We start from the raw sequence: 26858 nt of genomic DNA on the forward strand, positions 1-26858 counted from the left end.
CTTGATGGTAGATTAATGAGGTTTCGGTGAAAATGGGATACTAGTACGAAATGACCCAAGCATCTGGGGAATTATTAATATAGACGAACGCCAAAGTATACAGTAACGTATTTATGCTCTCAACAAACGGCGAATATAAATCCTGGCAAATAACAGAAGCAGTTTTACCTGTAGCGTCCAACCAAGAAGAAGGCGATGACGTATTAACACAAGCAAATGTACCGACACTCACAACATTTTCCGGTCGTTATCAAGATTTTATGGAAATGTCTGCTCCAATAGAGAAGGTTGCTGAGTATCTTAATGCTCACGCCTCATGGTTTTCTCATTGCGCTGAACCCATGAAAGTGCAATCACTTGGGGAAAATGGCTACGCTTTAGTAATTGGTCGTTTTGGTGCTTTTGGTTATGAAGTAGAACCGAAAATTGGTTTGGAATTGTTGCCCCCAGAGGAAGGTATCTACCGCATCCGTACAATCCCCATTCCTGATTACCTTCCGCCTGGTTATGACGTAGATTATCGGGCATCTCTACAGTTAATAGAAACCGATGCTTCCACTAGTATTGGTGAGGTGACGAGAGTTGAATGGGAATTGGATTTAATGGTTTATTTGCACTTTCCCAGGTTTATTCAGCGATTACCCCAGTCTATAATTCAATCTACAGGCGATCGCTTACTTAACCAAATTGTCCGCCAAGTCTCCCGCCGCTTAACTCGCAAAGTTCAGGAAGATTTTCATAAATCTTTAGAAATACCCTCTGGTGCTAATTCTCATAAAAAACGGTGAGTCAACAGTCATTTGTCAGTTGCTATTAGTTTATCAAACAGAATTCAGGAGTCAGGAGCCAGAATTCAGAATGAATTTTGTGCGACTGGTGGATGAATAAACCGCGTTTTTGCACCCCCACAAAACAAGAAAATTTGGTGGTCAACTTTCGTAGTGGCGGGTCTGAATCCCCCACTGATTGCATTCTGACTCCTGAATTCTGACTTCTGAATTCTTCTTCAAGACAACTGACAAATGACTACTTACTATGCTTTAGTGAGAAGTCTTTGAACAATTTGCACGCCGGTGACAGCCTGCCAAGCAAAAAGTCCCAAAAGCGTGAAATTTAACAGAATGTGAGTTGCACGCGCCCAATTTGCCCCTTTCTGCATATAAGGGGACAAAGCAGCAGAAAATGCTATTAGACTTGTCATGCCCAGTCCTGCTAACAGGTGAGTCCCAACAAATAACTTACCATTATTGATGTAGGTGACAGCCATAGCTCCGATCGCACCTACCACCATCAAAGCTAGGAGTATAGACCCCATTTGGTAGTGTTTGAGGTTATATTTACCTTTAATCAGTTGTTTCTTTTCTTCCCCCTGAGCATTTCTGGTACGCTGTACTAGCAGTCCCAAATAGGCAGCATAAATTGAGAGTGCTAATAGCGCCCACATAAGCACCGGATGGATGAAGTTCAGCCAATATTTCACCGACGCAGAAAGTTCCAAACTCATCGTGTTCTCCCTTAATTATTAAATCTTCATAAAAATTAGCATAACTCTATTTTCTGTGCTTAAAGTTGCACAAATTAAAAGAGAATAAGGAAGATTTTGCTTCCTGATCTCCCTCATCTTCCCCTGCTATTTTTCTTCACCCTCTTGCCAAAGTGGATAAACAATCTCAGACTGAATTTTGAGGGTAGACGAACAAAACCCCCTGTGTGGGATCTCATCCATGACTGAAAACAACGATACTTTGCTGCTAAAAGCTGCTAAAAGTGGTGATATCAAGGGACTGTGTGCGCTACTGGCTGCTGGTGCCTTGGTAGACGCGTGCGATCACCAAGGCACGACCGCGTTAATGTTTGCTGCCAATTTAGGCTACACCGAAATTGGGCGAGCGCTGCTGGATGCTGGGGCAAATATTAACTTGCCCAGAAAACTCTATGGTTTGACGGCTTTGATGTTGGCAGCTAGTGCCAAACAGCTTGACATTGTGCAGCTTTTATTATCCAGAGGTGCTGATGTCAATGCCACTAATGAAGATGGCAGCACAGCTTTAATGGCAGCAGTACTCAAAGGTCATATCGATGTAGTACCAGTCTTATTGGCTGCTGGTGCCCAAGTTAATATCGCAGATAAAGATGATGATACTGCGTTGAAACTCGCCGTTAAGCAGGGAAAAATAGAAGTTATAGAAGCAATTCTCCAAACTAGTGTCGATGTCAATATCCCAGATGAGGAGGGTGAGACACTCTTAATGCTAGCGGCAGACTTGGGACATCTGGAGATTGTGGAAGCACTATTGGCAGCAGGGGCTGATGTGAATGTGAAAAACGCTGATGGTGGAACTGCCTTATCAGCAGCAGCTGCTGCTGGACACAGTGCGATCGCAGCAGCTTTACTAGATCGAGGTGCCGAGATTAATCTGCAAGATCAAGATGGTGAAACTCCCCTACATCTTGCCGTTGTGGAAGGCTACATTGATGTAGTGCAAGTGTTACTTAACAGGGGTGCAGATGTCCAAATTAGCAACCACCTGGGTGATACGGCACTGCTTGTAGCAGCATTGCAGGGACACAGCCAAATTGTCGAGGCACTGCTGCATTCTGGGGCAGATATTACTGGGAAAAACCTTGGTGAAGTACCTTTGACTCTGGCTGCATCACAAGGACACACCCAAACAGTGAAAGTGTTGCTAGACTATGGTGCTGATGCCAACACTCCGGGGGATGGTGGCAAAACTGCTTTAATCAAGGCAACCGAACGCAATCACACAGAGATTATACATTTGCTGCTGGCAAAGGGGGCAGATGTGAATTTTCAAGACTCAGCGAGGGCAACATCATTGATGTGGGCCGCGTCAGCAGGTTATGACGAAATTGTGCAGTTATTACTCCAAGCTGGGGCAAATGTGAATTTGAAAAACCGGGGTGGTTATACTGCTTTGATGATTGCAGAATTTAATAGTTATAAGAATGTCGTGCGGAGTCTGCAAAAAGCTGGGGCGCAAGAATAATTATCTGAATTCTTCATCTAAAATATTTTCATAAATATCTTGACAAATCATTAAATTAAGGTTAATAACTTAAATACCAAGGAAGTTTAAAACAACCAAATCTAGACGTGAGAAACAAAGAAAGCAAAACTCCGTCGTAGCTGTTGTAAACTTGCTACGGCGGAGAAAGGAAAAATTAAAACGCCAAAACGGAGCAGGCCAAATGCTTGTGTCACAAGGATCGAAAGAAAGCAAAAATGAAGAATTAAATTTACTTTTTACTTTTTACCTTGTACTTTTTAGCTTTTACCTACTCTCCCCCTCGGCGTTTCCTACTGTGCTAGATGTGCAAAATATATAGTTTTTGCTTGAAGAGAAAAGTATTCTAAGCATCATTTTTTATGTATCATCTTCAAGGCTAAATACAAATAAGTCACAAAAAGGGTTGATGTGCGACCATTTAGGCGATCGCTAGGGAAAGTCAAAGAAAAATAAATAAAAAATTTAATCCCTGTGGTGAATCCCTAGTCACAATAAGTTTAAGCATTGACTGATGACTTGACCAAACAAAAATGTCTAATGACTATAAAATTTGGAGAACAACTAGTGTCATATCATCAGTGTTTTGCTTCTCATCACCAATGAATTGCTGAACTTGGTCAAAAAGGTAATCCACAATCTCCTGTGGGCCATTGCAGTACTTACAAGCCGTATTGAAGCCAGTGACAAAATTCTCTTCATCGAAGCGATCGCCACCCGCAGCAGCGGCATCGGTCAAGCCATCTGTATAATAAATAATTGTATCCCCAGGCTCTAACTGCACCTGGGCATCTTCATATTGGCTGTTAGCATCCAAACCGATTAACATTCCGAGAGTATCTAAACGGCTGACAGTTTTTGTCGCTGCGTGCCACCACAAAGGAGGATTGTGTGCCGCATTACTATAAGACAAAATTCGGCTGTGGGGGTTATATTCTGAGTAAAATAGCGTTACAAAGCGGTGCGAATTTTCCAAATCCGCATACATAACTCTATTTAAGTTTTGCAGAATTCCGGCTGGGGAATTACCATGTAGCACTTCTCCCCGTAGCATTCCCCGCATCATTGTCATAATCAGCCCCGCCGGGACACCTTTGCCCATGACATCTCCAATAACCAAACCCCAGCGACTAGTTTCCGTGCCGCCTTTGGTCTTGGGCTGAATCCGATTATGATTGGTAGCAATAAAATCGTAGTAGTCTCCGCCGACACGATTAGCAGGTTTACAGCGTGCCGCTAGGACTGCACCAGGGATTGTAGGGCATTGACGGGGTAGAAGTCGCCGTTGAATTTCTGCGCCAATTTCTAGTTCTTGGTCTAGGCGTTCTTTTTTTCTTAGTTCTACAGCTAGTTCATCGTTTTCGATCGCTACTGCTGTTTGGTCTGCTACTAACCTAACTAACTTTTGTCTAGTTTCTGTCCAACTATATTCTGGATCGCGGCTCAAGACATAGAGCCATCCCCGTTCTGTATGCTTCACCAGAATCGCTGTACCAAAGATTTGCACATCTGGCCCCAAATAGCGATGCATCTGGTCATCCAAAATCCCGGTGGCATTCGCTAGAGGGGCAGTATTGGGCACAAGCGTGATTTGACTGCTGGCTATTTCTAGCGCTTTGCGGATATGCTTTCGCTGGCGACTATCTTGCCAATGTAACTGCTCTAACCTGACTTGACCATTAGGTTTATAGAGAAACAGGGCGCTGCCGTCTGCATCTGTCACTCTTGTTGCCATCAGCGGGATCAGTTCCAAAAACTGATTCAAATTATTGAAACTTCTCAGGGCAAATCCTAAAGAACTTAGCAAATCTTGAATTTTGTTCTGTTCCCGGTGCAACCTTGCCACGAGTTCTTTGAGTGCTACGACTGGTGTGACATCCGTCGCGGCACTACTATTGTTGTCAGTGGGTTGAGAAGGCAGTTGAGACACAGGCACAGGTACTATTGCACTTTATATTGGCTGATTTTAGATTACTTATAAATCTTTTGGCTTTGGTATTGCTAAACCATATTTAGACAAGACTTGTCATTTTAGCAAGAGTATAAAGACGTAACAGGCAAATTTTATAAGTATTTTATTTGCTTATTGTATTTCTAATCAAATATTAGGAATTTCAAATCATGTATTTTTAGTCCAAATCCAACCTGTAAAAATTACTAGTTTCGGTGATAGTTCAGAAAGTTTTTCATTTTTTCATAACTTAATTCCCAAAGCATATCTCTAAAGTCATAAAAATACTCTCTTCAAAGAATAATTCATCACGTTTTCAGAGTGACTGTTTGGGCAGAGGCAACTAGGAGACTAGAAGTCTTTTGAGTGAAAACCTCTATAAGCGCTCAAATCCAGCTTGGTTTGGGAAAAAACAGACTTACACTCATTCCCAAACCTGAGAATATGTAAATAAGTCTTCAAATACTTAATTTGTATACCATAATTGCCGGGATAATCGCCAAGATTGAGCTTTTCCATTTTTAATTTCTCGTTTTGCAAATTTGGAATTGCTGAAGATGCAAAACTTAAACCCATTGAAACGGGATAAAAATGAGATAACCCTATTTTTTGAGTCAGTGGTAACAGACTTAAACCATTAGCCTGTAATTGATTTTAGGGGGGTCAGAAGCCTTCCTTTTGTTGAGGTAGGCGCTGGGCAAACAGCTGACGCTCGTATCCTTACTACTTTCTCAAGCTAGTAATCAAGGGTTTGTAGTCAGTTAGCGCCGGAACAGGGGGTTTCCACGCCAGTTGCTTCTCCTGTTCAAAGACGCTACGCATAGCTTGCTTCACCGCAAGGGTACAAGTGGGGCAAAGCCGCCCAACGCACTGGCTCCCCATGAGCGACTAACTTTACCATTTTCTAAGCACTAAAGTGCTTACTACGAACTTCGTGCTGGCTCCCCAACGCACTGCTCACCGCTCAGACTGCTGTCCATCCCACAATAGTTGTATTTGTGGGGGTGAGCATCTCGCCTGCCCTTTAAATTGCTGCAAAATGGGAGTTTAGGGACTTTTGTGTGTCACAACTAAATTCCCGTGCTGCTACATTTAAAAAGCCCATTCGGGGTGTGAACAAAGGGCATTAGCTTGAAATTTTAGCAAAAGTCACCCATTGATTGTGACAAACTTTAGCACTTGAGCTGTTTCCAGTATTTTGTTTGTAATTAGTTCAAGTGATAATACCAGATCAGTCAGCCCTAAATTTATCAGTTTGTCAAGAAAAATTTTTAACCCCAAATTTTTCAACTAGCCACTCAAGAGAGCTTCGACAAACTCATAGCTAGAAAAGGGGCGCAGGTCTTCAATTCCTTCGCCAGCACCAATAAAGCGAATCGGTAAACCTAGCTGTTGCACTACGGCAAGGGCAACGCCGCCTTTAGCGGTGCCATCTAGCTTGGTTAAGACAACGCCACTTAGTTGGGCAGCTTGCGAAAAAACTTCGGCTTGCCGCAGTCCATTTTGACCTAAAGTGGCATCTAGAACCAACAGTGATTCTACTTTGGCATTTGGGGCTTTTTTGTCGATAATTCGGCGGATTTTGCTGAGTTCGTCCATTAAATTTTTCTTGTTTTGTAGTCGTCCAGCTGTATCCACCAAAAGTAATTCTGTTTGACGCGCTTGGGCGGCAACGATCGCATCAAACACAACTGCTGCCGGATCTGTATTCTTTCCAGGATTGGCAATTACTTCCACACCACTTCTGCTACCCCAAACCTTTACCTGTTCCACGGCGGCAGCGCGGAAGGTATCTGCTGCCCCAATCAAGCATTTATAGCCAGATTTTTGTCCCAAGTGGGCAATTTTGCCGATGGTGGTGGTTTTACCGGCACCATTCACCCCGGTGATTAACCAAATGTTTAAGGTTTCTTTTTCTGGGGTAAAGCTAGTTTTATGGGATATTTTGCTCGGTGCATCCAGCATATCCCGGAGGATTTTTTTCAGGTAAGCGATCGCTTCTTCTGGTGCGGTAACTTCTTCTCGAAGTTTTTTCTGTAGGGCATTGATAATAAAGTCTGTCGCCTCTACACCCACATCAGCTTGCAGGAGCAATGCTTCAATTTCCGTCACAGCAGCTTGGTTAAGCGGCCCTTGACCGACGATCGCCTTCAGTTGGTTGAGAATACTACGACGAGTTTTGTCTAACCCTTGTCGGAGCTTTTTCAGCCAGGTAATTTCTTCAATAGAAACGTCTTCTGCACTTCTACCTTGAGCTGCGAGAACTTTCGCCGACCAGACAAACCCATCATCAAATACCAGTCCGGGAATTTCCTCTGCTGTCTCTGAGGTTGCAGCTACTGGCTGTACTACCTCCGTTTCTGGGACTTCAATGGCGGTGGCTACTAGTTGTTCCAGCTTGGCTTGCCGTTCTGCCGCCGCCCGTTCTAAGAAAGATAGTGCTGTTGGCTGTGCTGCCTCTGGCGTAGCTAGTGGTTCGGTGGGTGTTGGTTCAACTTCACTTGCGGTTAGTTCTGGGCTTTTGATATCTGGCTGTTCAGCAATTGCTGCCACTAAGGAATCTTCTGTACTTTCTTCCTCAGTAGCAGCTTGGATAATTTCTGGCTGTGCTGTTTCTACGGTTGTACTAACAGGTGACTCAGTTGCTTCTGGTTCGGTGATTTGGGCAATTGCCGTTTCTGGGGTTTCAGGTTGTGCTGATGGTGCTGAGGTATCTGCTGAATCAGGCGGGGTTTCTACTACCTCGGCTTGTTGTTTTTGCTGAATGTTTTTGTAGGCAGCTTTAGCAAACGCCAACAAGTCTGCCGTTGTCTCTGGTACAGTTTCAGCAGTTGGTGTTGACGTTTCGGCTGGCTCTGGTTGGGGTTCTTGTGCAGGAGGAGTTTCTTTCTGCTTCTGATCAGAGGGAGTATCAGACGAATTGTTATATTGACGACGGAACCAATTAAAAACCATTGCAGCAGTATTGGTTATATGAGTTTATAAGTTATAAGTTATGAGTTTAATTTAACTTGGGGCATTGGGCATGGAGCATTGGGCATTGGGCATTGGGCATTGGGCATTGGTGATTCTCCTTGTCTCCCTCATCCCCCCTCATCCCGCTCATCCTCCTCACTATGACAAATAAGTATAAAAAACTACGCACTTTTTTTCTGGTCACTGACTCGGCGCAAAACACCGTTAATAAACCGATGACCATCTTCTCCACTGTAGCGTTTGGCTAGTTCCACAGCTTCGTTGATGGCGATACTGTCTGGAACTCCTAAGAACTTCATTTCTGCCACAGCGATTTGCAGGATATCGCGGTCAATTTGGGCCAGGCGAGTTACTTGCCAATCTACTAAGGCACTAGAAAGGAGTTCATCTATAATGTGTCGATTTTCGTTGATGGTAATCACAAGCTCTTTTGCGTAATTACGGACTCCCTTATCCTGATTAGCTAACTGAATCAATACTGGGAAATCAACTGCCGTACCCAACTGATTGATTGCTGTCTGGGTGCAGGCGATCGCTTCTTGCAGCATTGTTCTGGCAGTATCGAGGTCGGAGGCGCGAGTTTGGCTACTTAAGAGGCGATCGTTACTGCGTTGCAGTTCACCTGCGGCATTATCGAGGGTATCTTGCACTTCTGAAGTTAGGGTGCGTACTGCTCCTAGCACCAACTTGGATACTAATTGATCGTCTTCCAATTTATCTAATTTCTTTGGGTTGACTGGTAATTGGCTAAGGCTTAAAAGCGCCAATTCACGAGCAATTTGCTGGGGTTTACGAGGTTGCATAAAACTGAGGGGTGATTGTGCGAGAACTGATTAACTAGGCGGGACAAACTTATAAGTGTATCAACTTTGGCACAGTCAAACAACAAGATTACGAATTTGCTTGTGACTATGCCAGATTGATTTTAAATTTCTTCAACGGGAATAACCTGCTGCTTGATTTCGTCGTGTTTCACTTCCAGTGTGGACTCTTTGGCGAAAACCAAGGGCGTATTGGGGGCGACAATCCCACCTGATACAACTATTTTAAAGGCATCTTCAATAGACTTATCCGGAAATGAGAACTTTATTTGGCTGAAACCTAGCTCTGGAGAGGGTTTTAGAGGTTCCTGTTTTATATAAGCTAAAAAGCCAGCTATGTAAGGGTTTCAGCTATTTTGAGGTTTATTTGTGGATAAGTCTAATGGACATGGAAAGGTTCACCACCTCGTCTTCAGGAACGACTGCGTACCATCCAGTAGTAGGATTCGGGGTGGTGGGGATAAAAACACTTAGCACCGGGCGAGACATCTGGGCTTGGATATCACTGCTGATTGCACCAGTGACAAAGGCGATCGCCCAAATTCCTCGGCGGGGATACTCTACCAAAATTACACGGCGAAACTTACCATTAGAATCTTTTAAGATTGTTTCTAAAAGCTGTTTGAGGGTTTTGTATACCTGCCCCGCTAAAGGTATTGCCTGTAATAATCGCTCACCAAAATCTAACAACCACCGCCCAGCAATATTGCGAGCCATCAAGCCCATTAACAGGATACTTAGTAAGGGTACAGCCAACCCTACTAACAAATTCAGTATATTTACTAGAATTGGGTTTAACCCATCAAAGGGATTCAGTTGTTTGGGAATTTGGGTGAGGAAGTTGATTACCCAAGTAGCAATGGTAATTGTCAGCCAGATAGTGGTTGCTAGGGGAATTACTACCAACAAACCAGCAATCAGGTCGTTTTTTAAGTCCTGTTTTAGGCGATCGATTACCAAGCCCCGATTCTCCTGTTTTAAGCTAGAGGAATTTTTGTTATTGGTATGTATATCAGCAGATTCGTTAAATTCCGGAGACTTTAACTTTGGCAGCTTCTGCCGCAACTAACTGTCCAAAACCTAGCACCTTGGCTGCTGCCGCAAAAACACGTACTTGTTGCGGAAATCAGCTATTTTCTTACAGCATACACATAGACATCAACCAATCCGATGGCGACTGGTTATTTTTAGAGGATGTTACTTTTCTTTGTAAGACTTGTAATTGACACTCTCAGCACGCTTGGTAACTGAGATTCTTAAGAGATAAAACCCTAGTGGATCTTGATTCGTAACGGCTGTGCCAAACAGCCTCTAGACAGTCCGGTAAAACCATTCTGCTTACTTTTTCTTCCGATATTCGCAGCCCCATTTGAATCTGCATTAACCAGATGTCCATATGTACTCTGATACAACCCCCTTTTTACTCGCCTACCAGAAAACTCGTATGTAGCAGGTTTATCAGCGTTGTAAACGGGCAACTCGTCACTATCCAAAGCACTAGCCTTGCTAGTGTAAGATTCCTCTTGCTTTTGATAAATCAAACCTATTACTAATCTACCGCGCTCAATCAAAAGCTGCTGATGATTGTGAAAGTACCACCGGGTAAACTGAGAAATTATTTTATCTGGTCAGTCACTCACATTTGAGCCAAGATCCCCGAGTTCTCAAAGAAGGTGGGGATCTGTCTAGCACATCTATGCGGCCGTACTGATTTTGCGATCGCGTACCCGCCCACCATAGACGATCGCTGCTTTTGAATCAAAACTTCTTCATACTGCATCAGCCTGTGTAGTTTCTGAATCCGTGCACTGTAACTGTTGTATACTCTCCTGTGCCAGAATTGCTGTTGCGTCTAAATTAGGTTTTGGTAGATACTTCATTTCCCAAACTTTGAGCAAAATCAGGTATTCGTAGAATGCCTGCAATGTACACCAAGCAAGTCCAGCGCGTCCATCTAAACATCCGCCTAAGATAAAATACATATATATAAACCGTAGCAACGGTCTGGCGGGTAAACGCAAAGACAAATCTTTCAGGGCGCGGCGTTTTTCGATTTCCGATTTGCCAAAGAATAAATCTCGCCAGTTTACGTTTCCTTGCTCTAATTGATACAATGTTTCTTGAGCTTCATCTGTAGAATAACGGTTGTGTTTTTCAATCCAGCGACTCAAGCCTTTACTACAAGTGTAGTGAGGGTATGTTTCTTTTAAAAAGCTAGTTGTACCGTCACAAACTTCCCGCTCAGTATGACCGTAGTCTGTAAACCACACTTTACCGTGACGGAAGAGGCGCATTTGGTAACGGGGATACTGTGTGCTGTAGCGAATCCAATGATTCATGAACATCACACGTTCAGCCACGTAGTAACCGATGTAGTCTGGATTCTGACTTGCCTTTTCGCATTCTGCGAACAGTTCTGGTGTCATGCGCTCGTCAGCTTCGAGAATGTAAACCCATTCGTGCTGTGGGGATATAGACTCTAACATCCAGGTGCGTTGGCGTCCGTGACTTTCAAAAGCGTGTTGGACGACGCGAATGGGATAGCGACTGGCGATTTCCACAGTGCGATCGCTACTGCATGAATCCACAACAATGATGTCATCCGCTAGCATCGCCGATTCGATACAAGCAGCAATATCTAGTTCTTCGTTATATGTCAGTATGTAAATTGAGAACATTAGTCAAGTTTTATAGTGATTTTACTCAGTGATAATTGCCTTTTTATTGTTATTAGATGCATGGCAGTATCAGCCGTCAACAATTATTGGATACGTCCTACTGCCATGCCAATAGTCGATTAGCGTGCGGTAGCTCTAGGTTTACCACCTTGTACGGCACCTCTACCTCTTAAGCCTGTCCAGCCAATGATAATGTAACCAATGGACAACAGCAAACTGCTAATCCCAATTCGCAGTCCAGACTTCCAAGCAGTATCTTTAGCTTGTTGCTGTGCTTCGTCTCTGCGCTGGCGAAGTTGGCTCAGTTGTTGAGTTTGCAGCGTCTGAATATCTGTTTGTTGTTCGATAGCTTTGTCAAGTACTTGGGGATCTTTTTTAGCCTTCTTCAGTAACTCTTTAATATTTGCGGGAATTTGAGAGCTTTCAAGTGCTTGCTTATATTTTTGATCATCTTTGAGGATTTCACTAAACTGAGCTTTGGTTTGGTTTCGCAGCTGCTCTAATTGAGCTTTTCCTTGCTCAGTAGTCAGTTGTGCTTGCAATTGGGATAACCGAGTGTTCAGTTGATTTTCTGCCTGATCTGCTTCTTGAGTGATGCGGTTGACTGCTTGAGTCTTAACTTGATTCACGTTATTGAGGTGCAGGGGAAAAATCAGCAAGAACATCAATCCTAAAATACTTGAGAGGATCAGGGCGGGAAATCTTAAATCGATACCTTGGGGGCGATCGCTTCCGGCATCAGCACTATCAATCCAATAGGCAGCAAACAGAAGCCCCAAACCTACTAAAGGAACAATTCCCCGATCAACTAGCGCTGTTCCCAAGTTGATTTGCCATAGCCGATCAGTAGGTTGAAAGGGTAACAATAGAATCAAAAAGTCAACGAAAAAGGACAAAATGCAGATTATTCCAACTACCTTAACTGTAAGGGCAGTACTCACGGAAGTAAAACGGTTAACCATAATTTTTCAAACTGGCGGTGAATACGAGTGATGTTCATATTTCAAGCTACTTAAATATTGTGCCCATGACCGTGACTATTGTGTAAAAACACAAAGTAGATTTAATACTGGTAAAGGCTATCTGCCTCTTGGTTTTCAACTAGGCCACAGTAACATTTGTTATGTGCAGTGTCTTCAGGAAATTCCTAGTATTTGAAGATACGAAGCTAATGCGGGGCTGGAGGAAAAGACTGAATGAACTACCCGATTTCCCTTATTGCAGTTCCAATCGGTCGTAATACAGGGATTTTTTCTATACCACAGATGTGCATACGTTCAAATTAAAAGGGCGGTTTCTAACCGCCCTTTTAACTATATCTCCCTCATTTTTCCATCTCCCCTGCAAGGGCTTGTTCCCAAATCGGCAGATCCTCAGGTCGGTCAACATCAGCTAAAGGCGACAAGTTCACATGTGATAAATTCAGTTTGTGGGCAATATCCACGGTTTTCTGGAATACTTGAGCAGTTCCCCACTCGATGTTAACGAATAACTCCGGGATGGGTTGGCGCAAACCAATTAAGTAATATCCACCATCGATCGCAGGGCCAAGTACGAGGTCAAAGGTGTGTAATTTCTCAAAGGCTATTGTTAGAATCTGGGTATTCAGTCCAGGGCAATCTGTACCGATGATAATTACTTGTTCTGCACCAGATTGAAAGGCATTTCTAAGCGATCGGGCCATCCGCGAACCTAGATCGCCTTCACCTTGAGACTGATAAACGAAATCCAACCCCAGCCAGTCTTGCATGAGTTGCAAATCGCCACCTGTAAACCGCACTTCCACAGATATGGCAATGGCTTTTTGCAATTCTTGAACCTGAAATATTGTATATTCAGTCATTTCTCGTTGAAGATTGGCAGCACCAAGAGTTCCCAAAACAGGTATCAATCGGGTTTTGGTCTTACCTGGTTCTGGATAGCGAGTGAAAATAATCAAGTGCTGTTTTGGGTTTACTGGTAAGTTCAGCACACAATACCTTGTTTGAATCAACAAGAAATATCTTAATAGCTAATAGCAATACTTGTCGTCTTTAGCTGTAGTATGCTCCTTTGCCGTTCGCATTTCCCCTAAAATTGTAGAAACTATTACACAACGTTTAGCTTTACCACCAGACTTGCTGGATAGCGTGATCCTTCCTAAATTTTTAGCATTACCTCTGTAGTCAAATTCAACTTTGTGTATATCATTTGACGCTTGCAAGGTTGTTTCCCCATCTAAACGCACATTAGAATGTAGATTATTCCAGTTAGCGGCAGATGGTTTTACGGTAGTAGGATGAACCGCCCATTGAACAATACCGTTTTGTTCACGAAAACTAGCTTGCCAAGTCAATTTTTCCTTAGTAGCTTGTCTTTGGGCTTGGCGCATAGCAAGGTGAACTTCGCTTCGGGCAGTGTTGAGGTGTTGAGTGTTCACAAAAGCCAGCCAGTTGGGTATTCCCTGCGTAGCTAATATACCAACTAATACAATAACTACTAACATCTCTGGCAGTGTGAAACCACTGTTAGAGCGATTATTAAAGAGATATTTTGTATTAACTAGATACAAAAAATGCACTGGGGTATTCATTGTTATTTTTTAGTTAGTTTTCAACTAACCACATATTTAAGAATATTTTACTTTCTTAGCTTTTCTCTTGATGCTTGTTAGTAATGTTGTGGACAAAGTAGTGGGTAGTATAAAGATGACGGCAATTTTAAATAAAAGTTTTAAGATTAGATTTATTCGCTGGAACCTTGAAGAGTCGTTGAGTAAATACTTCCAAAGAAATATGGCTGCTACTGCACCTTTATATCGATTTAATGGCTGTCTTAGGGCTTTGCATGTTAGGTATATATAAAGGTTCGTGAGACTTAAGCTCCAAATACTTTTATCAGTTAATGGTCTTACCTGATAGGCACGTTTAAGAACTTGCAAACAGGCTTTTTCCTGCCTTGCAAGATTAGAAGAAACTGAATTAGGACTGATTCGGTATAATATTTGTACAGATGGTACACATACAAAATCGAACTTGCAAGCTAATCGCAGCCACATATCCCAATCCTGAGCAGCATTTAGTGATTCATCAAATCCACCTAATTCTATTATTGCTTCTCTAAGAATCAAGGGGTTGGAACCATTTTCTAGAAAATTACTTACTAATAGCTTTTCATAAACATCACCATTGACAGTAATATGCATACCTGAAAGCAAGATTTCATCATTTTCATCGATATAATCAGTCCAGCTATAAGCAACTTTAGCACCTAAGTTTTCTTGCAGAGCCTGCAACTGGCTTGCCAATTTATCGGCTGTCCAAATATCATCTGCATCTAAAAAACTAACAAATTTTCCCGTAGCATGTTTTAGCCCACGGTTCCGACTAATATTTCCACCAGACTTCTCAAAGGAAAATATTTTTATTCGGGAGTCTTGAAAATTTGAAATAATCTCTAGTGTTGAGTCTTTTGAACCATCATTGATTATAATTAATTCTAAATCTGAAAAACTTTGATTGAGAACGGATTCAATTGTTTTTTTTATAGTTTTCTCGCTGTTATAAGATGGTATTATTACAGAGATATAAGTCATATATTTGCTTTTATTAATTATTACTTTTTCATTTTATATAGTTATTCATTGGACAAAAAATTGCCTAAGATAAAGCTTCAAAGAGTAAAAAGGACTCATCATGCTAGCCAAGTAAAATTCCATTTCAAAAAGAGCAATTAGATTATTTTTTAATTGCCCTCTATACTGAATAAAGTGCCTTAATACTCGGCGTAAATTTCCTAAAATAGTTTTCACAAACACTATTGGTTTTTGCCAATTTTTAGTATTTATCAAGCGTAACTGGAAAACACACAAGCCACAGCCGCGTGCCAGAGTTAGGAGGTAATCTCTCTCAAGTCGCCAATGTGGTATTTGATGATAACTATGCATAGTAGGGTTATACCAAATTTGCCAGCCTGCATAATGTATGTAAAGCAATGGTTCATAGTCATCACCCTGCACCAAAATACCAGGCAACTTCCCACTTAAAGTAGGTCGTTCTGGTACATTTTCACACCATACTTGTTTCCGAACAACAAGCGCCGCACCAGCAGGAAGTCTTAAATTATCCGCATCAAACAAATGTGGATTTGGCCCATGTTCTGTTACAGCTAAAAAAGCTTGAATTCTTTGAAAGTTTTCTGGTGGTTTTACTGCGTATTCAGCATGAACTTGACCGCCATATGCTCCGGCGTGAGGATACTGTTTACCAAAGGCTACAGCTTGTGCAACCCAATCAAGCGCAGGTAGGACATCATCATCTAAAAATCCAATAAGCTGACTTCCGGCTTCGCGCACAGCCCGCAACCTTGCAAAAGCGGCTCCCTGTTTAGTTTCTAGGAAGTACCTTAAAGGAAAGTTATTACTACAGCTTTTTTGGTAATCCTGAATTAACTCGGCTGTGTTATCGGAACTATTGTTATCAACAATAATAATTTCCCAATTGAGGTGTTCTACTCCTGTTTGATTCAAAAGTAAATCTAATATTTGAGGTAATCGGTTTCTCCCATTATATGTAGGAATAGCTACAGTAAAGTCTAAAAATGGATTTTCAATTAATTTATCCATCATAATTACCACAACTTGTATGTTTTTTATGATAGTTTATGATAAGGTAATAACTGGTTAGGGCTTTTCCTAAGCAACTGAGGGATACCCCAATCTTTTTTACCAAGGTTAATAGCTTTGAAAAGGTACATCAGCAGGTCGGGAACCGCTATATTCAAATATCTTTTTTTAAGTAGGTAAAAAGGACTGATAAAGCTACTCATGAGCAGTTCAATCTCGCAAGCAGCAATTAAGTTACTTTGAAACGTACCTCGATATTTGAGCGCGTAAAGTATAATTTGGCGTAAATCATTAACTAAATGCGCTAAACTTACCAGAGGTCTTTGCCAAGGTTGTATTCTCAACATACGAAGGTGATGCCGACTTAAACCCACACAGCGAAATAAACTAATTAAATATTTTCTTTGCAATCGCCATGCTGGGATTTTATGGTAAATAGACATTTCTGGGTTGTACCAAATGTCCCAACCTCCTAGCTGGATATGTAGTACTGCTTCTAAATCTTCACTAGCTAACCCAGCTTCTCTACCTTTATGATTTAAAACTAGATTTTTAGGAACTGTTCTCTCCCATGCCTGCTTGCGAACTACTAAGCCAGCCCCTGGAGGTAGCATTTTCATGGGAGCTTTGTATTGCAGGGGTTTTGTACCTCTCTCGGTAATGGCTAAAAAACAAGCTATTTTCTTAAAGTTTTCTGGTGGTTCAACTTCAAACTCACCATGAACTTGGCCACCATAAGCACCGGCTAAAGGATGCTGTTCACCAAAAGCATAAGCTGCTGCTACCCAGGTAGATGTTGGGTAATTGTCATCATCAAGAAAACCTATAAATTTGCCTTTAGCTTCTTCAATTGCCCTTTGTCTGGCATATGCTGTTCCCTGTTTCGTTTCAAACAAGTACTTTAGTGGATAAGGACACTGCCAATTTTGTTGATAGCTTTGAACAACTCTCTTCGTGTTATCAGTGCTGTTATTATCTACAACTATAATTTCCCAAGATAAATGTTCTGTATATAGTTGATTTTGTAGTCGTTCTAGTAGTTCAGGCAAACGACTTTGACCGTTATAAGTTGGGATAGCTACAGTAAAGTCAATGTTTTCAGTCATTTGACAAAAGTTATATTTTATTAAGGCGATTTTTGAGAGATTTAAAATCAGAAAACTGCGCTAGATGTTACAATTTTGCTCTCAAAGTGCAGTTTTACGTTCAGTATTATTTCGTATTTTTATAAATTTTAACTATGAAGATTACTTAACTGCATTGGGAGTCTTTTGCTGTGGCCATTGAGCCTAAGAGAGTTTTCACAATGACGCATCGCTTCACGCTACTAGGCGATGTAGAATTTGCAGAGCTTGGTAGAGCTACCACTATTTTTAACCCAGGTGGATCTGTCGAAGGCGATACAGGTGTTCCCAAGTTATTTGGCAAAGTCAGAGCTCCCATATAGTCAAAGGTAATTTTTGTGGGCGTAATTGGGAGAGGATAGTGTACAGTAGAATCAGTAATACTGGCAGTGTTAACAGCATTTTCGCCATTGAGATTTGCACCCAGCAGTAATTGATTAGAATTGGCTCCCACATCCGATCCTAATGTTTTCCATGTGCTGATTCCAGCATTAGTACTATAAATAGCAACCTCCACATTTTTGGTTGCGCTATTTTTCTGAAAACTGACACTGTAACTAAGTTTAGTTTTTTTGGCTTGGCTCTGTGCTTCTTGCAGTGCGGCGAGAACAGCGTCGTTAGCCTTATTTACCTGCTGTCGATTTACAAAGGAAAACCAACTAGGAGCTGCGATCGCTGATAAAATTCCGATCATCAGGATTACTACGAGTAATTCCAGCAAGCTAAAGCCAGCATCTTGTTGGGTGTATCCAGAAGCATAGCCCAGTCTGTTAACTAGACATCGCTGTTTACCGGTTTCATTTCTACTGTTTAGGTTAAATAACTTCAAACTTAACTTTTCCATAATGGCTGCCATTAAGTAATCCTTTGAACTTCAGCATTTATTTAGTAAATAAGTATCCGCGTCCTTGTACTCGTATACTTGCATTTGGAAAATAAGTTTTGCTGCTATCTTTATAATTAAGGTTATCGTTTTGTATGCGTGCGAGTGCATTGCCTCGTAAAAATACTTGTGCTGTTGTATTAACTCTATCAACACAAGCATAAAAACTAGTCATTTTAGCTGTATCACGAGTGTTGAAAGAAGCTGGTACGCTGAAAGAGGCTGGTACGCTAGTGAGAGAGCAGACTGCTGTTGGCGCGGGATTTGAAGCGTCGTCAGTTTTGGTTTGATCAATAAAGTCAACAAGTACTGTGGTATCGGCAGTGTAACTTGCTGTAGCTTTTGTCCAAGCATTCATTTTTTGTGTTATCGTGCCTGCTCCATCAAGTTTAAATAGAGCAAAACCTGGACTAGGACAATATTTATTATTACTGTCAGTGACATACTTTCCAGTATATCCAGTACAAGCTTGTCCACCGGGATCTGCTACACCATCCTTAATTTGCCATCGGGCGATACGAGCAGCGTTAGACCAAGTAGTACTACTGTCTTTAATTAAATAGTAGGCAACTAATGAGTAAACAAAAGTATCATCTTTTTGAGTTCCTGTAATTGTAATTGCTTGACTAACTAATTCTCGTTTCCAAAAGACAAGCACAGGAACTCTATCTGTTGCAGTTGGGCTAGGTAGTTGATTTGTACTTGCATTTGGGCAAGTAGTAGTATCAACAGTACCGGTTAGACAAGCAATTCCAGTAGCATCATAAATATAGATTGCCTGTTGTAAATCACGGGCAATGTAATCTAGTGAAGCTTGAATTTCTTGCTCAGAATTTGCCTTGGCTTGTTCCTTTCGGTCGGTGTCCAGAATATTAACCATGAATCCTAGCAACGGCGTGATGATCAGGAAGGCTAGGATCATGCCTACCAACAATTCAATTAGGGTAAAACCATCAACTTGCTGAATGCCCTTGGAGCGCTTCAGCTGTATACTGAGCATAAATTTTAGTGTCATGATCATACTGCGGTATTCTCTTTGCTAATAGATGCACAGCGAGCAATCGCATAAAGAGCGATCGCTGAGGTAATATAAACTTGCCCAGTTTTTTATTGACAACTTTGATTTGTTGCAGTACCTAGTCGTTGACATAAAGCCTGAAATGTAGTGGTAGTGTTGCTGATGTCGGTTGTCATTTCAATTAATGGTGCTTTGCGGCTACCTAATCCAGCAGTGAAAGGTGTTTGTGTGTATTTAGTATCAACAGTGCTGGCTATTAAGGGAAAGTCAGCATCTGCTCGATAAACCCTAATTCCCAGACGATAGCCATCCTTTACCCCAATAATTTGACCGGCTTGAATGTAAAACTGATTGCTTGAACAATCTGTAGTACTAATAGTGCCATTCTGGTTAAAACAATACAGACCAGTTGCTGATGTGGGAGCAGCCATATTTGTAGTGTTAATTAAATAGTCTTGTGGTCTACCTGTTACGGCTGGTATAGCAGCTACAGCTGGTATAGCTGGTGTACTTCCCGTAGCAGCTACAGCAGCTACAGCTGGTATAGCTGCTACATCTGAAATGCGTCTGGGTGCATCTGATGTAGGAGCAGTAAGTGTAGTAACTGCACTTGGCGCTGTAATAGCTCCAGTTCTGATGCCATCAATGAATGTTTTTGCCGCTTGGGTTGCCAGTTCCACTCGTCGAGACTGAACTCGCGTTGCTGTTGCTAGGACGATTACAGGCGCGATCGCTGTTAGTAAAATAGCAACTACGAGTAGTGCTACCAGTGACTCAATAATCGTAAAACCAGGCTCATCAGATGTTTGACTTACTTGCTGTTGTTTGCGCTTAATCATAGTTGCTCACCGTTTCTAGGAATTAAAGATTAACTACAGCTAGTATGATCGCCAGCGACGGCATAAGTACTGTCTGAGGCTTTTTTGGCACACAACAACGTTTGCACCCATGCATCATCTCGACCAACTTCCCGGAAATACTCATTGGGTTTGTCATCTGGCGTTATCGCTAACTTTTGCGAAAATGCGTCTGGTGATTGCGACAGCAAGGCGACATCATAACCCCACTGCCGTTTAGGAGGTAGTAAAAAAGGTATTTGACCACTAGCATTAGCGATCGGATATGGTGCAAGAGATGAGCCGGCATTACTTAAGTATGCTACAATTGGCGCAGTAGCATAGACACTACGAGTTCTTTGGATAAAAGAGCCGTTAATCCTAGCTGTAATAGCATCGCCTGACCCTCCAGTTGGGTTCCAATTTTCCAAGAAGCGGACAAAGCTTTGTAAACCACCATTCTCTTCTGTAGGTCGAGCTGGGGTGTCTCCCCCTGCTACGACTAAGTTAAAGGTAGTACCCAAACTTGATGCTTGTTGCATCCAGTTACTAACCAGTGAGTTATTACTTCCGCCAGGACCCAGTTTGTTATTACTTGATATTGGTGATTCATCTTCATTAATGTTGAAAGCCACTTTAATTTGTAACATTGGCGATAAAGCTGGTTGATCGCTTGTACCTGAGCCTAGAGTAAAGTTTGGCGGTTGATTATCGTCATTGGCAGCACTTGTTAGGAACCATAGAGCATTAGCTGTGGGATCTGGTCTATTGGTAGAACTAAAACTACTCAGTGGAAATGAAGTTATTTTCCCGCTCTGGATACCTATAATGATTGGTTTAGGATTAGTACTAGCATCAAGCGTAAGTTGTCCCAATGTACCAGCAGATGTACTACGGAGAAAGGCAACACGGCGAGGATAACCTAGATATTTAGAATTAGTCGGTGATTGTGCTGTTGTACCTGCTAAATGGGTACTCAGAGAAAAAGTCTGTCCAGGAGTACCAGTAACATCCGAGGCTCTTAGACCTGCTGGATATGCAACAACATCAGCGGGTAGTGCTACCCACCAATCAGTACCCGGATCGCAAGCTGAAACAGGTAGTTTTGGACATACTTCCATTAAATACTCTGGGGCAGTTCTCCTTCGCTGGATGGGTGTAACAAAGTTATTCAGGTAAGAACTGTTTATAGTGGCAACAGGATAGACATTATTAGAGGTATTGGTAGGGTCATACCAGAGAGCATTGACGACATTAGTGTTGTTGGTAGCAAACCCATTCTTCTGAAATCCGGGAATAACAGGAGTAACACCACTACCAGTACCGGTAATGGAATTAGTATCACCCAGGTTATTATTTAGGTCATAGTCTCCATCGCTGCGGTAGCCAAACTGAAAGTTATTAGAAAGAAGGGTGATCGCATCTGACAAAACGCTGGCAGGTCGCCATGCGTCCCCAGTGGTACAGTTTGGTAATCTAGCGTCACCAGTACGACAAGCAAAGTTTGGATTACGGTCTGTTGCAGCGCGAGAGTAGAAATTGTTCAAATTACTACTTAGAGCTGTATTAAACTCTTCTTGGGTATGTTTATTAAAGTCGCCTTTAATATATACAGGCAAGTTAGAGGCTAAAATCAAGCCTTTTTCTGCATCTCTGAAACCCAGAACACGCCAGATTGGGTCGCCGTTCATTAACATAATGGCGTTGGGACGACGAGTCGGATCAAGTTTGAAATCTACAGGACTACTTGTTTTTTGTGCATCTATGCCACTACTAGAGCTGGCACTTAAATCCAAAAGTGCATCATCACGAGTAGCGTAAATAATACCGCTATTGGGAATTAAGTATTCTTGTGATGTTGCTGTGCCATAAGTTGTTGCCCGTAACTTACTAATGTCTAATACAGTGGCGCGAATTTCCAGGGGTTGGCGGGTTTCTTTGGCGAGTTCATAGTCTGGAGCCGTGGAACCAGCAGATGGATCTGGGACACTTGGGACACTAGCAAAGGTACCTGTTCCATCTCCATTTACACCATCAGCGTTGGTGAACGTTTCTACACCAGGTGTTGATACATCTTTATGAATTGCCTTAATCTGTCTTGCATCTAAAAAAGCAGTTTCGTAAATTGCGCCGTGAGGGATAACGCTAGTACTTGGAGAGCCGATACTACCATCTAATATTTGGATCGCACAAATAGCAGCATGAATAGCAGACTGCTCTGAGAGTGTCCGAGAGGAAGCTGCTTTTGGCAGAGCGGTTTTCAGTAGTTCATTCACCAACCGCCCATTGGGATACTTTAAACTAGCTTGGTAGGTTAGTAAAGCTAAATAGTCAGAAACAGCCTTTGTTGGAGCTGCGTAGACAATACCATTATTGGAGTTGCCACCCGTATTGTTATATGGAAGAGTTGTCAGATTCTTAGCTGTAGTGCTATTAGTGGGGTCATAGTAACTACTTATACAAGCAATGGGTGCAGGGTTTGTCGCACTGTAGCCACTAGCTTGGTAGTGATACACTGCTGTAGCCCGCATCCGTAAATATGGTTGAGTTGATACTTGGATTGTTGAGTAGTTAAAACCGCCTATTATACCTCTAGCATCAGCGCTTGTTCCAACGGTAGCTGTTCCCGAAGGCACTGGCATCATATCTGACCAGATTCGGGGTGCAGGTATGCTGAAGCTTGGACTACTAACAAATAAATCATTAGGTAAATAAATCCCTGCACCAGTTACTACCCGTAAGCCGCCTACAGAATCTTGGGGAGTACTTGGTATTGTAGCTGCTGTTGATTCCCAGTCTCCATCTCGGTCAACAGTTCCTAAATCAGCCAGTTGCTGTACACGACTGCGGCGATTGCGAGTTCCATCCCCGTCGTCCCAGTTAATACCTGTAATATCTTGGGTATCTGTGCTATCTGAACCAACAAATGTCGATGTCGTCGTGTTCCACCATAATGCAGGTAGGTTATTACCAAGCAAAATGCGATCGCCAACGTATTGTTCTTTACCCAGTTTTTGTTGCTTAGTTGTTTCTGTGGCTTTAGGTAGCAGATTAGAACCACTAATGTTAAGTGTTAAATTGGCATAAATTAAAGTGCCATCATTTTTACTTTTACCATCACTAGCTTTAAAGGGATAAACCCAAGTGTCTGGTGGACGAAGTGAGTCACCACTTCCTTGTAGGACTGTAGTAGTCGTATAATTTACACCAGTCGTCTGTTGTATTGCAATTCCACCAAAACCAACTTCACCATAAGGTACACGACGGGTACGTTTTTTAAAGTAAAGTTGTAGCTGGTTATTACGGATAGTAGCTAGTTGCGATGCAGTGGCAGTGGAAGTAGTGAGATTTAATACTTTTAGTTGCTGTGTAATACCATCTTTGACTTCCTGTGGATCACTAGATTCAGCGTTAGCCGTCTGTGCTTGTACTAAAAGATTGATGCGCTGTACATAAGCTAAACTATTGTAGGCAATATTATTCGGTGTTTCAGGACTGATTGATTTGTTAGCAGTAACACCAACATTTTGAATAGGGTCAACTCCTTGGCCTTGGAATAAATGCACCGATGTACTGTTATTTAAATCACCTGTACCAGTGAAAACACCTGCTGCTAAATTGCCACCTACAACAATTTTGGCATTGTCATCATCGTAAAAACAGGAATTTTCACTACTAACCTGATAAAGTGTTACTCCAGAACCATTAGTACCAGTGAGTAAATTACTATTAGTCAATATCCGTCCATTTAGGTTAAATTCGACACCAGGGGTAATTTCTATATCATCGTCATAAACCACCGCATTGTTAACTAGCGGTAATTGTATACGGTCTTGTTGATACTCTAAACCGGAAAAACCTTTATTCCCTTGAAAAACTTCGTATTTACCTGCATCACTTCCAGTGTTAGGTGGGTTAGTAGTGATGGGAACATTAGCAGTGTAGACAAAAAAGCTTTTTTTCAGCTTACTAGCAATATTAATCCAGCCCGTATTCCCTACCAAAGTAGCACTTGTTCCCAAAGTATCTTGACAACCGGTGCTTATATTACCAGAGGTCATGGGTGGAGTTCTGGCCTCTAGAGGATTTCTAGCGCGGCTGTATGTGCCACCACTTATGGGCGGAGTTTTGAAGTAAATTCCATAAAGAGTATAGGTGTCAAATTTCCCATTGTTATTTGTATCAACAGGGAACATCCATGCAGTTAGTATAGGGTCTGGCTGACCTTCTACTGGTGGAGTTGTATAGGTATAAGACACCTTTAGTGGAGTTTCGTCTCCAAAAGTATATTCAGGCAAATTAGCAGTACTACTTAAGGTACTCTCTAAAACTTTATCTGAAGGTGTGGCTCGTGGAAGTCGGCGGTCATCAAATAGCTTGTCTAATTTTGCTCTGGCACGATCAATCGCTGGGGTAGCAGCATTAAGCACAGCCTCATTCACGCGGACATTACTAGCGTTTTTAGAGCGCTCAAAAGACCGAAATAGAATTGCAGTTGTTAACAGCACGACAACCAACGTTACCATCGCTACTGTTGGTAAAATAAAGCCAGCATTCACTGAACCGGGTCTTCTCCGAGTGCCAGAAATAGTCCGCAGTAGCCAAATGATTTGCTTATTAATTGCAGATAAAAACTGCTTGCTAATTTGTCTAAAGGTTTTTTGAATTACCTTGAATAACTGACCTTTTCGAGACATAGCTGCTTCCCTGTCAAGTGGTTTATAACGGATTGTTAATTTTTTATCAAAATTGATAATTCTGCCTAAAAAATTAAATTTTAGGCAAAGAATGAAACTATATTTATGTAACTATTGCATCTGGCTTTACTAACTTCTAAATCAAGTAGCTAAAAAAAAAGATAATTTATTAAAGTTATATCATTTATAAGTTGTTCATCTTATCCGGTAAATACTGATTTTTTGAGAATTATTTAATCCAATTCCAGAAATAATAATAGGATGTTATAACAGTATAATTGCGTAAATATGCATTGTTTAAATGTATTTTTATGTAGACGTTGTTAGCATGGCAAGCTTATAATACCCACCTGTTATAGGAAAGATATCAGTTGGGTGCAAAATAATCAGAGGTTCGGCTTAGATTCGCCGCGATCGCGACCAAAATCCAGCTAAGTTTTCCCGTAGAGATTCTGGCTTACCTATAACCTCAAAAGGCATCCGCATCGCCTCGTCAAGTCGCTTTGCTCCAATTAAAAATTAAAAATTATTAATTAAAAATTGCAAGACGCTCGAGGACTCGCTAACGCTTCGCTATCAGTGGTTGCTCTGAACCCCAAATTAATTAAAAATTATTATTCTTCTTAATTTTTAACTTTTAATTTTTAATTAAAAAAAGGTCAATCAGTTTATTGATTCTTTTGAGTGTCTTCTTGTCTTGCCCTTGCCAGTAAAGACAATCAGCCCAAACCTTATCCTTCCATGCCAGCATTCTAGTCATTCAGCAAATCTGGTTCTACCACTTTCCCCTGCTTAAATTGAGCAATCGAACGTTCCAAATGGGCTGCATTTGTCGGAGACTTCAGTAAATACACAGTCTCCATCAGACTATTGAAAAACTCCAGCGACATCACCACCGCATCATCCGCATCTCGTCTGGTGATGATCGTATAGTCGGCATCTTCCGTCACCCGATCTAAAACCGTCTTCAGGCTATTTCTCGCCTCGCTAAAAGAGATAACTTTCATCTGGCGCGAACCTGTACTCTTTCTTGTACAAGTATCGGGTTTTCTTCAATTTGTTTCCGGAAAAACTTTATAAAAATTTACTTTTGACAAATGAAAATAATTTTCAATAAGTCTGATAGGATATCTTCAGGCTTATTGATATAAATACTCATTAAGTCACTGATATATTTCAGCTATTTGCAAACTTTTTCAGGAGATAACGCTATGACAAGCGTTGCTGTTCAAACACCGGAGTCGATTCCCTGGTGGGCAGGGAACGCCCGGTTAACCAACCTTTCAGGTAAGCTTTTGGGCGCTCACGTTGCTCATGCGGGATTAATTGTCTTCTGGGCTGGTGCAACAACCCTTTTTGAACTTGCCCACTTCAACAGAGCGCAACCAATGTACGAACAGGGGTTGATTTTATTGCCTCATTTAGCAACCCTCGGTTGGGGTGTTGGAAGTGGTGGACAGATAGTAGATACCTATCCCTACTTCGTCATTGGAGTATTGCACCTAATTAGCTCCGCCTTCCTGGGATTTGGCGGTATCTTTCATGCCCTACGTGGCCCCGCCATCTTAGAAGAGAGATTTTCCTTCTTTGGCTATCGCTGGGAAGATGCGAATAAAATGACCACTATTCTGGGTATTCACCTAGTATTGCTGGGTCTAGGAGCCGGTTTATTGGTTGCTAAAGCCATATTCTTTGGCGGCTTGTACGATTCTACGGTGGGTGAGGTGCGCGTAGTTTCTAGCCCTACTTTGAACTCCGTCGTCATTTTTGGCTACTTATTTGGTGGCGGTGGCAAGCATTGGATTGCTGGAGTTAATAACCTGGAAGACTTGGTTGGTGGTCACATTTGGGTCAGCATTCTCTGCATTGCTGGTGGTATCTGGCACATTACAACTCAACCTTTCGGCTGGGCAAAGCAGCTTTTTATCTGGTCAGGAGAAGCATACCTTTCTTACAGCTTGGGTGCTTTAGCTCTCATGGGTTTGATTGCTGCCTATTTTGTCTCTGTTAACACACTAGCTTACCCACCGGAATTTTATGGGCCACCCCTGAGTATTGGGTTTGACCGTTTTCCCTACTTCCAGAGTGGAGATTTACTCTCCTCTCGCGTTTGGCTGGCGAATGCTCATTTCTGGCTAGGTTTCTTCTTTCTTCAAGGGCATCTCTGGCACGCTTTACGTGCTGCTGGATTTGACTTTCGCGCTTGGAGAGTCGTCCGTTCAACTCGTGGGGAGGCAATCTAACA

Annotated in this window: 23 protein-coding genes and 1 pseudogene; 3 read left to right on the forward strand and 21 right to left on the reverse strand. The window is 42.0% G+C overall.

What is annotated here, in order from left to right; all coding sequences use genetic code 11:
- Positions 1-113 precede the first annotated feature (113 nt).
- On the forward strand, positions 114-788 hold the full coding sequence (locus tag PUQ00_RS05120) for a DUF1997 domain-containing protein (RefSeq protein ID WP_300413787.1): 675 nt from the start codon (positions 114-116) through the stop codon (positions 786-788).
- Between the two features lie 245 nt (positions 789-1033).
- Here the strand turns inward: PUQ00_RS05120 and PUQ00_RS05125 are convergent, their stop codons facing one another.
- On the reverse strand, positions 1034-1504 hold the full coding sequence (locus PUQ00_RS05125; protein WP_300413788.1) for a DUF4079 domain-containing protein: 471 nt from the start codon (positions 1502-1504) through the stop codon (positions 1034-1036).
- Between the two features lie 220 nt (positions 1505-1724).
- Between PUQ00_RS05125 and PUQ00_RS05130 the strand changes: the two genes are divergently transcribed.
- The gene (locus tag PUQ00_RS05130) at positions 1725-3008 is read left to right on the forward strand and encodes an ankyrin repeat domain-containing protein (RefSeq protein WP_300413790.1); all 1284 of its coding nucleotides are present in this window, start codon (positions 1725-1727) and stop codon (positions 3006-3008) included.
- Between the two features lie 562 nt (positions 3009-3570).
- Here PUQ00_RS05130 and PUQ00_RS05135 read toward each other — a convergent pair.
- The 20 genes and pseudogenes from PUQ00_RS05135 to PUQ00_RS05230 all read right to left on the reverse strand — a co-directional run bounded on the left by PUQ00_RS05135 (position 3571) and on the right by PUQ00_RS05230 (position 25620).
- A complete protein-coding gene (locus PUQ00_RS05135; RefSeq protein ID WP_300413792.1) occupies positions 3571-4962 on the reverse strand; it encodes a PP2C family protein-serine/threonine phosphatase in 1392 nt (463 codons plus the stop codon).
- Positions 4963-5700: 738 nt separating this feature from the next.
- Entirely contained in the window at positions 5701-5859 is a 159-nt protein-coding gene (locus PUQ00_RS05140) for a hypothetical protein (RefSeq protein WP_300413793.1), read from the reverse strand.
- Positions 5860-6267: 408 nt separating this feature from the next.
- Entirely contained in the window at positions 6268-7932 is a 1665-nt protein-coding gene (gene ftsY / locus PUQ00_RS05145; protein ID WP_300413795.1) for a signal recognition particle-docking protein FtsY, read from the reverse strand.
- A 182-nt stretch (positions 7933-8114) separates the two neighbouring features.
- Positions 8115-8756 carry a transcription antitermination factor NusB gene (gene nusB, locus PUQ00_RS05150; protein WP_300413797.1) on the reverse strand — a complete coding sequence of 214 codons (642 nt, stop codon included), beginning with the start codon at positions 8754-8756 and terminating at the stop codon, positions 8115-8117.
- A 381-nt stretch (positions 8757-9137) separates the two neighbouring features.
- Positions 9138-9785: a DUF502 domain-containing protein gene (locus PUQ00_RS05155; protein ID WP_300413874.1), complete on the reverse strand. Its 648-nt coding sequence runs from the start codon at positions 9783-9785 to the stop codon at positions 9138-9140.
- A gap of 260 nt (positions 9786-10045) precedes the next feature.
- Positions 10046-10345 (reverse strand): hypothetical protein, encoded by a 300-nt coding sequence (locus PUQ00_RS05160; RefSeq protein WP_300413799.1) that lies wholly within the window; start codon positions 10343-10345, stop codon positions 10046-10048.
- A 198-nt stretch (positions 10346-10543) separates the two neighbouring features.
- A complete protein-coding gene (locus PUQ00_RS05165) occupies positions 10544-11452 on the reverse strand; it encodes a glycosyltransferase family 2 protein (protein WP_300413800.1) in 909 nt (302 codons plus the stop codon).
- Positions 11453-11571: 119 nt separating this feature from the next.
- Positions 11572-12414 (reverse strand): HpsJ family protein, encoded by an 843-nt coding sequence (locus PUQ00_RS05170; protein ID WP_300413801.1) that lies wholly within the window; start codon positions 12412-12414, stop codon positions 11572-11574.
- A gap of 362 nt (positions 12415-12776) precedes the next feature.
- Positions 12777-13424 carry a TIGR04282 family arsenosugar biosynthesis glycosyltransferase gene (locus tag PUQ00_RS05175; protein ID WP_300413802.1) on the reverse strand — a complete coding sequence of 216 codons (648 nt, stop codon included), beginning with the start codon at positions 13422-13424 and terminating at the stop codon, positions 12777-12779.
- A gap of 39 nt (positions 13425-13463) precedes the next feature.
- Positions 13464-14024 carry a type II secretion system protein gene (locus PUQ00_RS05180; protein ID WP_300413804.1) on the reverse strand — a complete coding sequence of 187 codons (561 nt, stop codon included), beginning with the start codon at positions 14022-14024 and terminating at the stop codon, positions 13464-13466.
- Positions 14025-14060: 36 nt separating this feature from the next.
- Positions 14061-15026, reverse strand: coding sequence for a glycosyltransferase (locus tag PUQ00_RS05185; protein WP_300413806.1), 966 nt, complete (start codon positions 15024-15026; stop codon positions 14061-14063).
- A gap of 45 nt (positions 15027-15071) precedes the next feature.
- Positions 15072-16058 (reverse strand): hormogonium polysaccharide biosynthesis glycosyltransferase HpsE, encoded by a 987-nt coding sequence (hpsE, locus tag PUQ00_RS05190; RefSeq protein WP_335030415.1) that lies wholly within the window; start codon positions 16056-16058, stop codon positions 15072-15074.
- Between the two features lie 23 nt (positions 16059-16081).
- Positions 16082-17161, reverse strand: coding sequence for a hormogonium polysaccharide biosynthesis glycosyltransferase HpsE (hpsE, locus tag PUQ00_RS05195; RefSeq protein WP_300413808.1), 1080 nt, complete (start codon positions 17159-17161; stop codon positions 16082-16084).
- 145 nt (positions 17162-17306) lie between these two features.
- A complete protein-coding gene (locus tag PUQ00_RS05200) occupies positions 17307-18035 on the reverse strand; it encodes a type II secretion system protein (RefSeq protein ID WP_300413810.1) in 729 nt (242 codons plus the stop codon).
- Positions 18036-18060: 25 nt separating this feature from the next.
- Positions 18061-19080: a hormogonium polysaccharide secretion pseudopilin HpsC gene (gene hpsC, locus PUQ00_RS05205; RefSeq protein WP_300413878.1), complete on the reverse strand. Its 1020-nt coding sequence runs from the start codon at positions 19078-19080 to the stop codon at positions 18061-18063.
- An 89-nt stretch (positions 19081-19169) separates the two neighbouring features.
- Positions 19170-19919 (reverse strand): prepilin-type N-terminal cleavage/methylation domain-containing protein, encoded by a 750-nt coding sequence (locus tag PUQ00_RS05210; RefSeq protein WP_300413812.1) that lies wholly within the window; start codon positions 19917-19919, stop codon positions 19170-19172.
- A gap of 29 nt (positions 19920-19948) precedes the next feature.
- The gene (gene hpsA, locus PUQ00_RS05215) at positions 19949-24613 is read right to left on the reverse strand and encodes a hormogonium polysaccharide biosynthesis protein HpsA (RefSeq protein ID WP_300413814.1); all 4665 of its coding nucleotides are present in this window, start codon (positions 24611-24613) and stop codon (positions 19949-19951) included.
- 399 nt (positions 24614-25012) lie between these two features.
- Positions 25013-25099 carry a type II toxin-antitoxin system YoeB family toxin gene (locus PUQ00_RS05220; protein ID WP_300413880.1) on the reverse strand — a complete coding sequence of 29 codons (87 nt, stop codon included), beginning with the start codon at positions 25097-25099 and terminating at the stop codon, positions 25013-25015.
- 172 nt (positions 25100-25271) lie between these two features.
- Positions 25272-25373: pseudogene (locus PUQ00_RS05225) on the reverse strand (type II toxin-antitoxin system YoeB family toxin); the annotation flags it as partial.
- Positions 25366-25620 carry a type II toxin-antitoxin system prevent-host-death family antitoxin gene (locus PUQ00_RS05230; RefSeq protein WP_300413816.1) on the reverse strand — a complete coding sequence of 85 codons (255 nt, stop codon included), beginning with the start codon at positions 25618-25620 and terminating at the stop codon, positions 25366-25368. The gene PUQ00_RS05230 and the pseudogene PUQ00_RS05225, both read right to left, overlap by 8 nt.
- A gap of 204 nt (positions 25621-25824) precedes the next feature.
- Between PUQ00_RS05230 and PUQ00_RS05235 the strand changes: the two genes are divergently transcribed.
- Positions 25825-26856: a chlorophyll a/b binding light-harvesting protein gene (locus tag PUQ00_RS05235; RefSeq protein WP_300413818.1), complete on the forward strand. Its 1032-nt coding sequence runs from the start codon at positions 25825-25827 to the stop codon at positions 26854-26856.
- Positions 26857-26858: the final 2 nt, after the last annotated feature.

Origin of the sequence: Nostoc sp. S13, from assembly GCF_029379315.1 — a bacterium.
Classification (GTDB): Bacteria; Cyanobacteriota; Cyanobacteriia; order Cyanobacteriales; family Nostocaceae; genus Nostoc.

Bases quoted from the DNA above. Each gene is read 5' to 3' on its own strand.
- PUQ00_RS05120 (WP_300413787.1), top strand. From the start codon at position 114: ATGCTCTCAACAAACGGCGAATATAAATCCTGGCAAATAACAGAAGCA.
- PUQ00_RS05125 (WP_300413788.1), bottom strand. From the start codon at position 1,504: ATGAGTTTGGAACTTTCTGCGTCGGTGAAATATTGGCTGAACTTCATC.
- PUQ00_RS05130 (WP_300413790.1), top strand. From the start codon at position 1,725: ATGACTGAAAACAACGATACTTTGCTGCTAAAAGCTGCTAAAAGTGGT.
- PUQ00_RS05140 (WP_300413793.1), bottom strand. From the start codon at position 5,859: ATGGGGAGCCAGTGCGTTGGGCGGCTTTGCCCCACTTGTACCCTTGCG.
- ftsY (WP_300413795.1), bottom strand. From the start codon at position 7,932: ATGGTTTTTAATTGGTTCCGTCGTCAATATAACAATTCGTCTGATACT.
- nusB (WP_300413797.1), bottom strand. From the start codon at position 8,756: ATGCAACCTCGTAAACCCCAGCAAATTGCTCGTGAATTGGCGCTTTTA.
- PUQ00_RS05165 (WP_300413800.1), bottom strand. From the start codon at position 11,452: ATGTTCTCAATTTACATACTGACATATAACGAAGAACTAGATATTGCT.
- PUQ00_RS05170 (WP_300413801.1), bottom strand. From the start codon at position 12,414: ATGGTTAACCGTTTTACTTCCGTGAGTACTGCCCTTACAGTTAAGGTA.
- PUQ00_RS05180 (WP_300413804.1), bottom strand. From the start codon at position 14,024: ATGAATACCCCAGTGCATTTTTTGTATCTAGTTAATACAAAATATCTC.
- PUQ00_RS05185 (WP_300413806.1), bottom strand. From the start codon at position 15,026: ATGACTTATATCTCTGTAATAATACCATCTTATAACAGCGAGAAAACT.
- hpsE (WP_335030415.1), bottom strand. From the start codon at position 16,058: ATGATGGATAAATTAATTGAAAATCCATTTTTAGACTTTACTGTAGCT.
- hpsE (WP_300413808.1), bottom strand. From the start codon at position 17,161: ATGACTGAAAACATTGACTTTACTGTAGCTATCCCAACTTATAACGGT.
- PUQ00_RS05200 (WP_300413810.1), bottom strand. From the start codon at position 18,035: ATGGCAGCCATTATGGAAAAGTTAAGTTTGAAGTTATTTAACCTAAAC.
- PUQ00_RS05210 (WP_300413812.1), bottom strand. From the start codon at position 19,919: ATGATTAAGCGCAAACAACAGCAAGTAAGTCAAACATCTGATGAGCCT.
- hpsA (WP_300413814.1), bottom strand. From the start codon at position 24,613: ATGTCTCGAAAAGGTCAGTTATTCAAGGTAATTCAAAAAACCTTTAGA.
- PUQ00_RS05220 (WP_300413880.1), bottom strand. From the start codon at position 25,099: ATGCGGATGCCTTTTGAGGTTATAGGTAAGCCAGAATCTCTACGGGAA.
- PUQ00_RS05230 (WP_300413816.1), bottom strand. From the start codon at position 25,620: ATGAAAGTTATCTCTTTTAGCGAGGCGAGAAATAGCCTGAAGACGGTT.
- PUQ00_RS05235 (WP_300413818.1), top strand. From the start codon at position 25,825: ATGACAAGCGTTGCTGTTCAAACACCGGAGTCGATTCCCTGGTGGGCA.